Genomic DNA, 13,989 nt, shown 5'->3' with positions numbered 1-13,989 from the left:
ATTGTTACCGGAGAGCGTGAATTCTCTCTCCGGTAACAATAAAAACCATCATTTTTTCCATCAGCACTCTCCCGTAGGGGTTTTAATTTTTTTGTACTATTATGTAGATCAGTCATCTTTTTAAAGAAGGTGTTATGACGCCACTTACCGCAATAAAAATAATCAGATCAAAGATAACCATTCCTTTGTGCCTGGCTGTTTTAGTGGCCATTAATGGTGGTTTTTTTCTGATTCCTGTTGTCTCCAATATAATAAACCACTTACCCAGCCTCAAAAGTGACTTTACCTCCTGGAAAGATACCCTTAGTTTTCTTAACTATTTTGAGATCCCGCATCTTTCTATTGGTCTGTTTATGATATTTATGGCAGTGCTACTGCCAACCAGGAATAGGGTTGCCTGGTTTTTCACGGTAATTTTACTACTTACTATTATTATCCTGGATATTTTCATTATTCATGAAAATAACAACAAAATAGCCTATTCCTCGGCTGTACTGATAGCGATGATTTATTACTGGCGTCAGTTTTATTACCACAGCCTTGCCAGCGGTACCTACTTCGCCATCATCAGTATCTCCTGGCTTATCGTCTATAGCATGCTGGGAACGCTCTACCTGGGCGATCAGTTTACTCCTCATGTTACCGACCTACAGACCGCTTTTTATTTTGCAATCGTCTGTATGTCGACCGTCGGTTTTGGCGATATTATTCCGCATAGTACCGAAGCACGGATGTTCACATTGACGGTGATTGTCTCAGGTATCACTGTTTTTGCCGCATCAATCTCTTCTATTGCTGGCCCGATGATCAGTAATAACGTTAAGCGTATAGTTAAAGGCAGGGTTTATAACATGGACAGAAAAAATCACTATATTGTCGTTGGTGCGAATCCTTTATCCGTCACTGTCTATAATTCACTGCGTGCGCGTGGTGATGATGTCACTGTGGTATGTAATCCTGGCACGCCCCATAACTACCCCGCTAAAACAGATATCGTTGAGGGAGACCCATCGGCAACCGCAACGTTGAAGCTTGCCGGGGCTGATAAGGCAAAAAGCGTTATTGCCTTATCCACCAATGATGCCGACAATGCTTTTGTGATTCTGGCAGCGAAAGAAGTCGCGGGTGAGGATACCAAAACCTTGGCGCTGGTTAACGACACGCAAAATATCAAAAAAATGAAACGCGTAAACCCGGATATGGTGTTCTCCCTGCCCTTATTAGGCAGTGAACTGCTGGTCAGAACGCTGGACGGCGAAACCATTAATAACGAACTGGTGACGCAGTTATTCTTTGGCCATGATGATAAACAGTCATAAATTCATTTTTTGATAACAGGTTAACGTATCCGATGAGTGCATAATATCTGATACGTTAATCGCCATTTAATCAGACTAAACTGGCTATAAAATTGCGATAATCCTCAGCGCTTTGTGCCAGTACTTCCGGCGCAATTTCACCTGCCAGCTCGGTCCCATAAAAACCAAAGTGTGGCAAATAGTTCGAATTTATATAATTAAAGGTCATCTCAAAGGGTCTGAGCACTTCTTCCAGAGAGTATTTATAGCGTCCCTGTTCAGCAAAATCTTCAAGACGAATACCCGCGCTGACTGCCAGCGCCACATTCTTGCCTTTCATTTTGTAACCACTCTTAGAACCATATGCCCAGCCATAAGTCAGGACATCATCCTGCCATTGCTTCAGCAATGGCGGGCTACTGAACCAGTATATCGGGAACTGCAGGATAATATTGTCATGCGCTTCCAGTAACTTCTGCTCGTAAGCCACATCTATCTTCCCGTCCGGGTAGGCAGCATACAATTCATGAACGGTATACAACTCTGGATCGGCCCGTAACGCCTTGACCCAGTTCTGATTAATCACCGAATTTTTCATATCCGGATGGGCAACGATGACCAGTGTTTTCATAGTAAATTTTCCTTATCTGGGGGCTGTTGCTGCATCATAGGTTATACTTTCAAAAGAGAAAATACGCACACCGATGACACATACTAACCCTGAGGAAAGTACCCATGACCACAAAAGACCTCTGTTCTCCTACCGGTATTAACATGGAAGAGACGGGCTACGGTTACACCCTGTCAGTGGTAAGCGGGAAGTATAAAATGATTATTCTCTACTGGCTGACAGAGTATAAGCCGGTGCTCAGGTTTAATGAGCTACAGCGCTGTATCGGCACTATCTCCTATAAAACCCTGAGCCTGACCTTAAAAGAAATGGAGAAAGACGACCTGGTCATCCGCAAAGAGTATCCGCAAATCCCACCTAAAGTGGAATACAGCCTGTCTGAGCGCGGTAAATCGCTGATCCCGGTTATCGATATGATGTGTCGTTGGGGTGAGGAGAATCGCCCGCTGATTAAGCCAGTAGAGAGCACCGGATAATCAGATTTATAGCTGCAAGCGTTATTTGATAACCGGGTTTATCAGAGGGGTGCTATACCTAAAATAATTTAAAGAGGGTATACATATGTCCCCAAAAACATACAGTAATGAGTATATAGAAAAAACAAAATTAGCTTCCGGATGCTTTTCGATGTTTTTATTAATGGTCGCCATAACATTTACGCCTCTGTTATTTAAAGACAATAATCTTATAACTCATGACATGCTACTACCTGCCTTGTATGTAACTGAGCTTATCATTCTGATTCCATTGTATTTTTTGTTTTTCATAAAACGTCCCGGGCTGGGAAAAGGCACTTTTAATGTAAAAGTTTTCTTTCCGCTATTAGCAATTATCCTGCTTTTGCAGTTTCTTGCTCCAGGGTTGCTGGGGATAAAAAAGACTGAAGAGTGGGTTGTAACTCAGGTAACATTAGAGAGCTACTCTTTCTGGCTGAGTAGTATCCTGTTGATATTCATCGTTCCCGCATATGAAGAAATAGTCTTTCGTGGATGTCTGTTTAACACCTTTAAATACTGGTTTAATGAAAATGTTTATTTAGCAGCTATCCCCGTATCGTTATTATTTTCGATACTTCATACTCAGTACTCATCCTTTTTTTGATTTCGCTGGTTCTTATCTTCGCAAGAGTTAAGTCCAATGGAATACTCATGCCTGTTGTTTTACATATGATGATGAATGCCATCATCATCGGGGTTCAATATTCATTTATTTTCTTTTTTTGATAAAAAAGACTACCCAGTATATTCAATAAACCGGGTAGCCGACATTCTATCAACGGTTATTCGTTACTGTACCAGCAGGATTATAAACGAAGGCTGTAATTAGCCCCTCGAGGAGTGCACCGAGCCCACCCCCAACGGCGGATCCAATTGACCCGCCTGTCTGGCTATTAATGGCATTACCAATAGCACCGCCAATCACTGAGCCGAAGGAGAATCCACCTCCCGTATTTCCACCCTCACTGCCGGCACCAGAAACGACGTCCAAGAGATCATCACTAATAACTTTCATACTCACTCCTTTGAATTTCATTTTTTGAGGTAAATAATACGTATAATAAAAGAATCAATTCTTTCGTAAAGGTACCCGTGAACAATATCAGGTTTTAATTGCGTTAAATTACAAATTACAATCCAATGTATTATATTTCTCCAAATAATTAAAACCCAAAAACATACTTCATGCAATTCAATAGGTTATCAAGCAAGAAATGAAATTGATACATTGTTATAAATAAACCACTCGGTTATCTTAATGTCAGTAATACTCAAACAATTTAAAGTATGACGGACTATTAAAAATAATAATCGTTTGTAAACTACCTGAAATAACTAACATCTAATATGTATAGATGACTTTATTGAGATTATCAGATAACTCTCAAAATCGAATGTTAAACGATTCAGGGATTCCTGCTCAGAGCACTTCTGAGCAGGAATGATGCAGCCCGAGAGCTTTTGTGGCATTCTTTATACCAATAAGCATCCTGGTTATGATTAACAGATATAGCCTTATTTTTAATACGGCATTGATAATCATTTTCAAGGCTGTTTAATTAACTATAATGAACTGAGTGATTACGCGGCGCTACAGCTTGACCGCCGCCCAACGTTAACGGAGACGATGAAATGAGCTATACCCTGCCATCCCTGCCTTACGCTTACGATGCACTGGAACCACATTTCGATAAAGAAACGATGGAAATCCACCACAGCAAACACCATCAGGCTTATGTTAACAACGCGAATGCTGCCCTGGAGTCTCTGCCAGAGTTCGCCAGCCTGTCTGCAGAAGAGCTGATCACCAAACTGGATCAACTTCCTGCTGACAAAAAAGGTCCTCTGCGTAATAACGCTGGCGGCCACGTAAACCACAGCTTCTTCTGGAAAGGCCTGAAAAAAGGCACCGAGCTTTCAGGTGAACTGAAAGCCGCCATCGAGCGTGATTTCGGTAGCGTTGATGCTTTCAAAGCTGAATTCGAAAAAGCTGCAGCAACCCGTTTCGGTTCTGGCTGGGCTTGGCTGGTTCTGAAAGGTGACAAACTGGCTGTAGTTTCTACTGCTAACCAGGACAGCCCATTGATGGGTGAAGCTATCTCTGGCGTATCAGGCTTCCCAATCATCGGTCTGGATGTCTGGGAACACGCTTACTACCTGAAATTCCAAAACCGTCGCCCGGACTACGCTAAAGAGTACTGGAACGTGGTTAACTGGGACGAAGCAGCAGCACGTTTCGCCGCTAAAAAATAAGGTTGCGTTATCGCCTTAGAAAAGCGAGCCTGATGGCTCGCTTTTTTTATATCTGCAAAACCAGAGAGTTCGTTTATGCACCACTATTCGCTTCAGGTTTATGCTGGCAAAGTTCGTGATTACAACGGGAGCAAGTCCAGCGCGATTGCTAAAGTACAACAAGAAGGGGGCATTTTACTCACTCCACTTGGCCTCACCGGTGATGAACAAGCCGAGAAAGTAGTTCATGGCGGCCCGGACAGAGCGCTCTGCCACTACCCACGAGAACACTACCGTTACTGGGCGCAATACTTCCCCGAGCAGGCGGACTGCTTTGATGCCCCGGCATTCGGTGAAAATATCTCGACCGAAGGACTTACAGAACAGAACGTTTATATGGGAGATATCTTTCGCTGGGGTGACGCACTCATTCAAATCACTCAGCCACGCTCTCCCTGCTATAAACTCAATTTTCACTTTGGTATCCCTGATATGTCTGAGCGTATGCAGAGTTCCGGCTACTGTGGCTGGCTATATCGGGTTATTGCCGAGGGTATGGTTTCCAGCGATTCGCCGTTTGAATTAGTCTCGCGCGTCAGCGATATTACGGTGGCAGAAGCTATTGCTATCGCTTGGGCGATGCCATTTGATGACTCACAGTATCACCGCTTATTGTCTGCACCAGGTTTATCAGTCAGCTGGGCTCGTACCATGCAGAAGCGCCGAATTTCAGGAAAAATAGAAGATAATTCGCGACGTTTATGGGGAAAGTAAGCGGGGAGATGGCGGGAAACAGATTCCCGCCGTCATGGTCGTTTTATTCTTTAGGATATGTTTTAGCCAGTAACTTATCTAACTCGTCACCGTCAACATGGCGGAAATCCTGCCCCTTCACGAAGTAGAAAATATATTCACAAATATTCTGGCACCTGTCGCCAATACGCTCGATAGAACGAGCACAGAACAGCGCGGTCAGAACGCTTGGAATAGTTCGCGGATCTTCCATCATATAAGTCATCAGCTGACGCACAATGCCCTCATACTCCTGATCCACTTTCTTATCTTCGCGATAAATACGTACCGCTTCATCCATATCCATACGGGCGAAAGCATCAAGTACGTCATGTAACATTTGTACCGTATGGCGACCCAGAGATTCCAGACTCACCAGCAGTGGCTGATGCTGCCGGGAGAACTTCTCCAGCGCCGTGCGACAGATTTTATCCGCCACATCACCAATACGTTCAAGTTCAGCAATGGTTTTAATGATGGCCATCACCAGACGTAAATCACTGGCTGTTGGCTGGCGTTTCGCAATGATGCGCACACAGGCTTCATCAATGCTTACTTCCATCATATTGACCTTATGGTCCCCCTCGATAACACGCTGGGCCAGTTCACGGTCTTGATTGTGCATCGCAGTAATGGCATCAGAAAGCTGTTGTTCAACCAGCCCTCCCATTGTCATTACCTGGGTGCGAATATATTCCAACTCGGCGTTAAACTGGCCGGAAATATGTTTATTCAGATTGAGGTTATCCATTGCACTCTCCAGCATCAACCATAGCGGCCAGTAATATAATCTTCGGTTTGTTTCTTGGCAGGCGTAGTAAACAGAGTGTCTGTTTTACTGAATTCAATCAGCTCGCCAAGATACATAAATGCAGTGTGGTCTGAACAACGGGCCGCTTGCTGCATGTTGTGGGTTACTATCACTACAGTATAGTCCTGCTTCAGCTCGGTTATCAGCTCTTCAATGCGCCCGGTAGAAATAGGGTCAAGCGCTGAACAAGGTTCATCGAGAAGCAAAACTTCCGGGCGAATCGCTACGCCACGCGCAATACACAGACGCTGCTGCTGGCCACCAGACAGGCCATAACCACTCTGATGTAACTTATCCTTAGTTTCATTCCACAGCGCCGCTTTGGTCAGGGCCCACTGCACACGCTCATCCATATCGGTGCGTGACAGTTTTTCGAATAAACGGACACCAAACGCGATGTTGTCATAGATAGACATCGGGAAGGGGGTCGGTTTCTGGAAGACCATACCCACTTTGGCACGCAACAGGGCAATATCCTGTTTCTGTGTCAGAATATTTTCGCTATCCAGTAAAATCTCCCCTTCAGCACGCTGTTCCGGATAAAGGGAATACATCTTATTAAAGGTGCGTAACAGGGTGGATTTACCACAACCAGATGGCCCGATAAAGGCCGTAACCTGATTCTTGGCGATATCCAGATTGATGTTTTTCAGAGCGTGGAACTTTCCATAATAGAAGTTCAAATCGCGGACCTGAATTTTGCTCTTCTCTAAATCAATCTTACTCATTTGTCTCTTCATCTCCGTGCGGCACCGATAGACGCGCCGTAAAATTAACCGTGTTTACGCTGCGCGAAAATCACACGTGCCAGAATATTTAGCAACAACACACAGAAGGTAATAATCAGTACCCCTGCCCAGGCCAGTTGCTGCCATTCGGCAAACGGGCTCATAGCAAATTTGAAAATCGTCACCGGCAGGTTAGCAATAGGCTGCATCATATCCGTGCTCCAGAACTGATTGGAGAGCGAGGTAAACAGCAGAGGTGCCGTTTCACCTGCGATACGCGCTATCGCTAATAAAACACCGGTGACAATTCCTGACACCGAGGCTTTAAGGGTAATCGCCGAGATCATTTTCCATTTCGGGGTTCCCAGTGCATAGGCTGCTTCTCGCAGGCTATCCGGGACCAGCTTCATCATGTTTTCTGTGGTACGAATAACAATCGGAACTTGCAGTAATGCCAGCGCTATGACCCCGGCCCAGCCAGAGAAATGCCCCATTTTTAGCACCACTACGGTGTAGACAAACAAGCCAACAACAATAGAGGGCGCTGAAAGTAAGATGTCGTTAATAAAACGAATCACTTCAGCCAGCATGGACTTACGGCCATATTCGGCCAGGTAAATACCCGCCATAATCCCTAATGGGGTCCCGATTACTGTCGCCCATAATATTAATAAGCCACTACCGACAATGGCATTAGCCAGACCGCCACCAGGAGTGTTCGGTGGTGGTGTCATTTCGGTAAACAGTGCCAGTGACATGCCATCAATACCGCGGGTAACGGTAGAGAAAAGGATCCAGACTAACCAGAACAGACCAAAAGCCATGGTTGCCATAGACAGCATTAAGGCTATTTTATTGAAAAGACTGCGCCTGGCCTGCATTTTACGGCGGCTCTCGATCAGCAGGGCAATACTTTGTGCATCAGTCTTACTCATGAGCGAGCTCCTTCACTTTTAGCCAGACGCATAATCATGAATTTCGAGATGGCTAACACAATAAAGGTAATAACAAACAGAATCAGACCCAGTTCCATCAGTGCTGCGGTATGTAAGCCCGATTCGGCTTCAGCAAACTCATTAGCAAGGGCAGAGGTGATACTGTTGCCCGGCATATACAGTGAGAGACTGTCCAACTGGTAGGTATTACCGATAACAAAGGTAACTGCCATGGTCTCACCCAAAGCACGCCCCAGCCCCAGCATGACGCCACCAATAACACCGTTTTTGGTGAACGGTAAAACGATACGCCAGATAACTTCCCAGGTAGTACAGCCGATTCCGTAGGCTGACTCTTTCATCATTACTGGAGTCTGTTCAAATACATCGCGCATCACAGAGGCAATGTACGGAATAATCATAATCGCGAGAATAACGCCAGCGGCGAGAATACCGATACCGAATGCAGGACCTGAGAACAGTTCACCGACAATAGGAATCGATGACATCACATTACCAACAGGGATCTGGAAATAAGTCGCAAACAGTGGCGCAAAAATAAATAAACCCCACATACCGTAAACGATACTGGGAATAGCAGCCAGGAGTTCAATTGCGATACCCAGCGGACGTCTTAGCCAGTTTGGTGCCAGTTCCGTCAGGAACAAAGCAATACCAAAACTCACAGGTACGGCAATCAGCAGGGCAATAAATGAGGTAACCAGTGTTCCGTAGATAGGAACCAGAGCGCCATAAATATTGTTAGGTGCATCCCACTCTTTGGTCCACAGGAAAGAAAAACCAAATTTTTGAATGCTTGGCCATGAGGAAATTATCAGGGAGATAATAATCCCGCCCAGCAGAAATAGCACAATCAGCGCAGACAGTTTTACCAGTGCACTGAAGATGATGTCGCCCTGTTTACCAGGCGCTTTGAATGTCGGCTTGGTCACTGCCATAGCGTACTCTTTATCGTGGCTGAATTAACCGGGATAACATACAGTTATCCCGGATTTTTACAATCAGTACAGCGCTTTACCAGAGCTGTCTTTGATGTTTGTTTTCCATGCTGCACGAATTTGCTCAACCACTGACTCCGGGAGAGTTGCGTAGTCAAGAGCATTCGCTTCTTTAGCACCGTCTTTGTAAGCCCAGTCAAAGAATTTCAGTACTTCAGCACCCTGCTCTGGCTTCTTCTGCTCTTTGTGAATCAGAATGAAGGTAGTAGAGGTGATTGGCCATGCATCTGCACCTTTCTGATTCGTCAGGTCCTGGGCAAAAGTTTTGCTCCAGTCAGCGCCTTTAGCTGCATTAGCAAAGTTTTCTTCTGTTGGTCTGATTGCTGAACCATCAGCAGAAACCAGTTTGGTATAAGCGAGATTATTTTGCTTAGCGTAAGCATACTCAACATAACCAATTGAACCAGGCAGACGTTGTACGAAAGCGGCGATGCCGTCGTTACCCTTGCCACCCAGACCTGTCGGCCAGTTTACTGTTGAACCTGCACCAATCTTTTCTTTCCACTCAGGGTTTACTTTCGCCAGGTAGCTGGTGAAAACATATGAAGTACCGGAGCCGTCAGCACGACGAACAACCGCAATATCCTGCTCAGGTAACTTGTAACCCGGGTTTAACTTAGCAATTGCCGGGTCGTTCCACTTCTTGATATTACCAAGATAGATGTCACCCAGAGTTTTACCGTCCAGAACTAACTCACCTGATTTCAGACCCGGTAAGTTAACAGCCATCACCACTCCACCGATAACGGTAGGGAACTGGAACAGGCCATCTTCTTTTAATTTCTCATCTGACAGTGGCGCATCAGAAGCACCAAAATCAACGGTATGAGCAAGAATTTGCTTCACGCCACCAGAAGAACCGATACCCTGGTAGTTTACTTTATTACCAGTCGATTTTTGGTAAGTGTCAGCCCATTTGGCATACACTGGCGCAGGGAATGTTGCACCTGCACCGGTCAGGCTTGCAGCGGCAAATGCTGCGGTAGAGCTCATGGCCAGCGCCGCGGTAACAACCGTTGCGACAGTAGTACGGATAACGTTCATAATGTCTCCTGCCAGATGTTCGTAAGATATTGTTAAGTTGAATACAGGGTAGAAAGTAGGACAATTTAGTGACAACTATATGTACGTTTTATGACAGTTTTATGACTCGGAAATAGAAAAGTAACAATCAACCGCATATCCACAGTAAACAAATGGATTATAAAATAATTTAATCCAATAAATTAATGAGTTAATGAATCAGGATATTTTGAAATGACGTCACAAAAAGATCCGCTGAACCAGGACTGGCTGGATCTGCGACGTAATGATGAAACCGGCATTGAAAGTATTAACGCCCATTTTAGGGGCCATGCTTACGATGCACATGACCATGATGAGTTGCTGGTTGGTGTCACAGTGCAAGGTCTGCAGCGCTTTAATTGCCATCGTTTTTTACACACCAGTACCCCAGGCAGGGCCATACTGATTGAACCCGGTGCAGTACATGACGGTCATGCGATTGATGATAATGGCTTCACCTATATGATGTTGTATCTGCCCCAGGACTGGGTATCAACCATGATGCAGCGCCGTGGTTTAGGCGATATCTCCAGAATAGAGTCCGCTTTCAGCAATACTCTGACTGATGATCCGCTGTTAATCTCAGCTATTCAGCAGGCATTTTGCGCTATTCATCAGCAAGAAGGACGACTGGCACGAGACCAGGGGTTAGATAACCTGATGACTCTGCTGTCCCGCCATATTATTCAAAAACCACAGTCGCTTTTAAGCAATTCACCACGCCAGATAGAAAAGCTAAGAGACTATTTACATGAGAATATCGCTTCCGATATGGGGCTGGATGAACTGTCTCATCAGTTAGGCATTGATCGTTTTAGGTTAAGCCGTCAGTTTAAAAAACATTACGGGCTATCACCCCATGCTTATCTGGTCCGTCTCAGACTCCGTACTGCACGGGTATTACTGGCAAAAGGTATCGAACCTGTACTGGTCGCCGATCGGGTAGGCTTTTCCGATCAAAGCCATATGGGACGCTGGTTCCAGCGCGCATACAGATTAAGTCCGGCGGCCTATCAGCGACGGTGCACAAACATTCTAGACTGAGATACCGGTAATTTCTGATGATGTCGGTCTTAACGGACATAACCAGAGATATCCCATCATGTTTGATACCAAAATAGCCTTTATCGTGCGTAATGATTTAGCCACCTGGCAGCGTTTAAATGTCGTCGCCTTTCTGGCTACAGGGATTGTATCTTCAGTCCCGGAAATTATCGGGCAGCCCTATGTTGATGCTCTGAATCGCCAGTATGGTGCTATTTCTGGTCAGCCGATGCTGGTTTTTGAAGCAAGCCGGGACGAGTTACAGAAAGTACACCGTAAAGGGCTGGAACGAGAGCTATGTGTTATTCCTTATATCTATGCCATGTTTTCTACCGGACACGATGAAGCTAACCGTGAAGTCTTTATGGCTGAGAATGCTGAAAATATGGATTTTGTAGGCATTGCGATTCAGGGACCTAAAAAAGATGTCGATAAAGTCCTGAAGGGATTAGCGCTACATAAATAAGAGATATGCTACAGATCTTGAGTCTGTAGCATCATTTTTGATTGGGATAGAACATATAAGATAAAAGAATAGAATATAACTCACAAAAAAAATAGAGAGCTGTAATAAGAAATAGAGCTTGTCACTAAGTGGATCAGTGCACAATTAAAGAAAAATAAAGAATCTTATTAAATTTCTCTGCTAGAGTGAGGGTGTTGTTATTTTCTTACTTTTCCTATGGAGTATTGATATGACTGACACCTCTGCACCACAACCTATCCGTGGTTCTCACGGCGCTGACGATCCGGGCCCACGTAATATTGCCCTGGATAAAATGAACCCTAATATTCTCCTCCCGCCAGCAACAGATAATGGCGGCATGCCTAATCTGAAATTTCCTTTCTCAATGGCGCATAACCGTTTAGAAGATGGCGGCTGGGCTCGTGAGGTTACGGTTCGTGAATGTCCTGCACTCGAAGAGCTGGCAATTGTGAATATGCGCCTGGGGCCGGGTGTAGTACGTGAACTACACTGGCACAAAGAAGCTGAATGGGCTTATGTTACCCAGGGACGTGTCCGTTTTTATCTGGTTGATGACCAACGTAATACGCTGGTGGAAGATTTAGAAGTCGGGGATCTCTGGTTTGCTCCCGCAGGTTTCCCTCATGCTATTCAGGGGTTAGACGAAGGTACTGAATTTGTTCTGATTTTCAATGACGGTAATTTCTCTGAGAACGAAACATTACTGGTAACTGAGTTATTCGCCCATACACCGAAAGAAGTGTTAGCGAAAAACTTTGGTGTACCTGAAAGTGCCTTTGACAATATCCCAGCAAAAGAAAAGTATATTTTCAGACAGCCTGTTCCTCAAGATATCGAACAAGTAAGAAAAGAACTGGGTGCCGCGTCAATGACCGGGAAATACGTTTTCCGCGGTAAAGATATCCCGGCAACCCAATGGCCAGGCGGAGCAACTAAAGTTATTGATGTAAAAAACTTTGATGTCACCAGTATGGCCATGCTGATGATTGAAATTAAGCCAGGCGGCATGCGTGAGATTCACTGGCACCCTGATGCTGATGAAATTCAGTATTACCTCACCGGGCAAGCCCGTATGACGGTATTCAACTCAGTGGCTAACGCCAGAACCTTCGATTATACCGCCGGTGATGTGGGCTATGTCCCTAAAAACCTTGCTCACTATATCGAAAATACCGGAACCGAAACGGTTCATGTCCTGAATGTTTTCAATCGCGCTGACTACCGTGATATTTCATTGAACCAATGGCTGGCATTAACGCCACCAGCATTAGTTCAGGGACATCTTGATGTTGATGACAGATTGATGAATTCGTTACGTGCAGCACGCTGTCCGGTCGTAAAATAATTATTATCTCTCTATATCGCCACCTCTGGTGGCGATAACTAACTCAGCAAATCTTACTTTTATTATCATGAATTCACGCGACTTCTATGTGTCCATAGATAAAGGATTCACGAATGGAACAATTCATCTCAAAGATGCTCGTCTCAGATCTTATTCCAATAATTGTTATTATGTTAATTGGTTATATTTCTGGAAGAACCAATGAATTTAAGTCGGATCAGGCGAGAATATTCAATAAACTGGTTTTAAATTTTGCCTTACCTGCCGCGTTATTTATCTCAATTGTGCGCGCAGATCGTGAAATGTTAGCCCAGAACGCGACTCTGGGAGTCATCAGTTTTGTCGGGTTAGTAGGATTATTTATGGTTTCCTATTTTACCCTTCAGTGGTTTTTTAAAAGAACCAAAGCAGAGGCAGCTGTTTGTGCCCTGATTGCCGGTTCACCAACAATAGGCTTTTTAGGTTTCGCTATCCTGGACCCACTTTATGGCACCGGAGTTGAAACCGGTTTAGTTATCGCTATCGTCGCCATCGTGGTTAACGCGATTACTATTCCAATAGGGTTATATTTACTGAATGCGGGTAATAAAACAAAATCCCCGGATGCCGCATCGACTAGCAGCACACTCCTTTCCGTTATCAAAGAGCCTGTAGTCTGGGCGCCTGTCCTTGCGGTTATTTTAGTTTTGATCGGTATAAAAGTCCCCCCTGAGGTTGACCCGACTTTTGTATTACTGGCAAAAGCAAACTCAAGCGTTGCCGTTTTTGCCGCAGGCTTAACCTTGTCAGCCTATAAGATAGAGCTGGATGCTGAGGTTGCCTACAATACCTTCTTCAAACTGATCCTGATGCCTGGCATATTTCTTCTTGCCGGGTGGGCATGTGGTCTCGACTCACATATCCTGCAAATGTTGGTCCTGAGCGTAGCCTTACCTCCGGCATTCTCAGGCATTATCATCTCAAGTAGTTACCAGGTTTATACTCGAACCGGTACTTCATCCTTAGCCGTTTCGGTGATCGGTTTTATTATTGCTGCACCGATATGGGTTTATCTGGCGAGAGTTATCAGCACTTAAATTTTTTGCCATAACTAAATAAACCAGAA

General features: G+C 44.8%; 15 protein-coding genes and 1 pseudogene. 9 read left to right on the top strand and 7 right to left on the bottom strand.

Features of this window, described 5'->3' with window-relative positions:
- Positions 1-134 precede the first annotated feature (134 nt).
- Positions 135-1,319: a voltage-gated potassium channel protein gene (gene kch / locus M2387_RS15580; RefSeq protein ID WP_259050709.1), complete on the top strand. Its 1,185-nt coding sequence runs from the start codon at positions 135-137 to the stop codon at positions 1,317-1,319.
- A 70-nt stretch (positions 1,320-1,389) separates the two neighbouring features.
- Here the strand turns inward: kch and M2387_RS15575 are convergent, their stop codons facing one another.
- Positions 1,390-1,929 (bottom strand): NAD(P)H-dependent oxidoreductase, encoded by a 540-nt coding sequence (locus M2387_RS15575; RefSeq protein ID WP_259050708.1) that lies wholly within the window; start codon positions 1,927-1,929, stop codon positions 1,390-1,392.
- Between the two features lie 104 nt (positions 1,930-2,033).
- On the opposite strand from M2387_RS15575, the gene M2387_RS15570 reads away from it, so the two are divergent.
- Complete coding sequence (locus M2387_RS15570; protein ID WP_259050706.1) at positions 2,034-2,405, top strand: winged helix-turn-helix transcriptional regulator; 372 nt, start codon at positions 2,034-2,036, stop codon at positions 2,403-2,405.
- A gap of 85 nt (positions 2,406-2,490) precedes the next feature.
- Positions 2,491-3,152: pseudogene (locus M2387_RS15565) on the top strand (lysostaphin resistance A-like protein).
- 49 nt (positions 3,153-3,201) lie between these two features.
- On the opposite strand, the gene M2387_RS15560 reads toward M2387_RS15565, so the two are convergent.
- Complete coding sequence (locus M2387_RS15560; RefSeq protein ID WP_259050704.1) at positions 3,202-3,441, bottom strand: hypothetical protein; 240 nt, start codon at positions 3,439-3,441, stop codon at positions 3,202-3,204.
- Positions 3,442-4,058: 617 nt separating this feature from the next.
- Between M2387_RS15560 and sodA the strand changes: the two genes are divergently transcribed.
- A complete protein-coding gene (sodA, locus tag M2387_RS15555) occupies positions 4,059-4,679 on the top strand; it encodes a superoxide dismutase [Mn] (protein ID WP_259050703.1) in 621 nt (206 codons plus the stop codon).
- Positions 4,680-4,754: 75 nt separating this feature from the next.
- Positions 4,755-5,432 (top strand): 6-hydroxyaminopurine reductase, encoded by a 678-nt coding sequence (gene yiiM / locus M2387_RS15550; protein WP_259050701.1) that lies wholly within the window; start codon positions 4,755-4,757, stop codon positions 5,430-5,432.
- Between the two features lie 43 nt (positions 5,433-5,475).
- On the opposite strand, the gene phoU is transcribed toward yiiM, so the two are convergent.
- The 5 genes from phoU to pstS all read right to left on the bottom strand — a co-directional run bounded on the left by phoU (position 5,476) and on the right by pstS (position 9,987).
- Positions 5,476-6,201, bottom strand: coding sequence for a phosphate signaling complex protein PhoU (gene phoU, locus M2387_RS15545; RefSeq protein ID WP_259050697.1), 726 nt, complete (start codon positions 6,199-6,201; stop codon positions 5,476-5,478).
- 14 nt (positions 6,202-6,215) lie between these two features.
- Complete coding sequence (pstB, locus tag M2387_RS15540) at positions 6,216-6,989, bottom strand: phosphate ABC transporter ATP-binding protein PstB (protein WP_259050695.1); 774 nt, start codon at positions 6,987-6,989, stop codon at positions 6,216-6,218.
- Positions 6,990-7,033: 44 nt separating this feature from the next.
- Positions 7,034-7,924, bottom strand: a complete 891-nt coding sequence (gene pstA / locus M2387_RS15535; protein ID WP_259050693.1) for a phosphate ABC transporter permease PstA — start codon at positions 7,922-7,924, stop codon at positions 7,034-7,036.
- On the bottom strand, positions 7,921-8,883 hold the full coding sequence (pstC, locus tag M2387_RS15530) for a phosphate ABC transporter permease PstC (RefSeq protein ID WP_259050691.1): 963 nt from the start codon (positions 8,881-8,883) through the stop codon (positions 7,921-7,923). The genes pstA and pstC overlap by 4 nt, the downstream gene beginning before the upstream one ends.
- A gap of 63 nt (positions 8,884-8,946) precedes the next feature.
- The gene (gene pstS, locus M2387_RS15525) at positions 8,947-9,987 is read right to left on the bottom strand and encodes a phosphate ABC transporter substrate-binding protein PstS (RefSeq protein WP_259050688.1); all 1,041 of its coding nucleotides are present in this window, start codon (positions 9,985-9,987) and stop codon (positions 8,947-8,949) included.
- Between the two features lie 213 nt (positions 9,988-10,200).
- Here pstS and M2387_RS15520 point away from each other — a divergent pair, with 213 nt between their 5' ends.
- The 4 genes from M2387_RS15520 to yfdV all read left to right on the top strand — a co-directional run bounded on the left by M2387_RS15520 (position 10,201) and on the right by yfdV (position 13,960).
- Positions 10,201-11,052, top strand: a complete 852-nt coding sequence (locus M2387_RS15520; protein WP_259050686.1) for an AraC family transcriptional regulator — start codon at positions 10,201-10,203, stop codon at positions 11,050-11,052.
- Between the two features lie 58 nt (positions 11,053-11,110).
- A complete protein-coding gene (locus M2387_RS15515; protein ID WP_259050684.1) occupies positions 11,111-11,518 on the top strand; it encodes a DUF2000 domain-containing protein in 408 nt (135 codons plus the stop codon).
- Between the two features lie 229 nt (positions 11,519-11,747).
- Positions 11,748-12,884, top strand: a complete 1,137-nt coding sequence (locus M2387_RS15510; protein WP_259050683.1) for a cupin domain-containing protein — start codon at positions 11,748-11,750, stop codon at positions 12,882-12,884.
- A 125-nt stretch (positions 12,885-13,009) separates the two neighbouring features.
- Entirely contained in the window at positions 13,010-13,960 is a 951-nt protein-coding gene (gene yfdV, locus M2387_RS15505; RefSeq protein ID WP_409040076.1) for a transporter YfdV, read from the top strand.
- The last annotated feature ends 29 nt before the right edge of the window (positions 13,961-13,989 follow it).

The sequence above is a fragment of the Klebsiella sp. BIGb0407 genome (assembly GCF_024807845.1).
Taxonomy (GTDB): Bacteria; Pseudomonadota; Gammaproteobacteria; order Enterobacterales; family Enterobacteriaceae; genus JGM124.
This window is presented reverse-complemented; position numbering and strand designations above follow the sequence as displayed.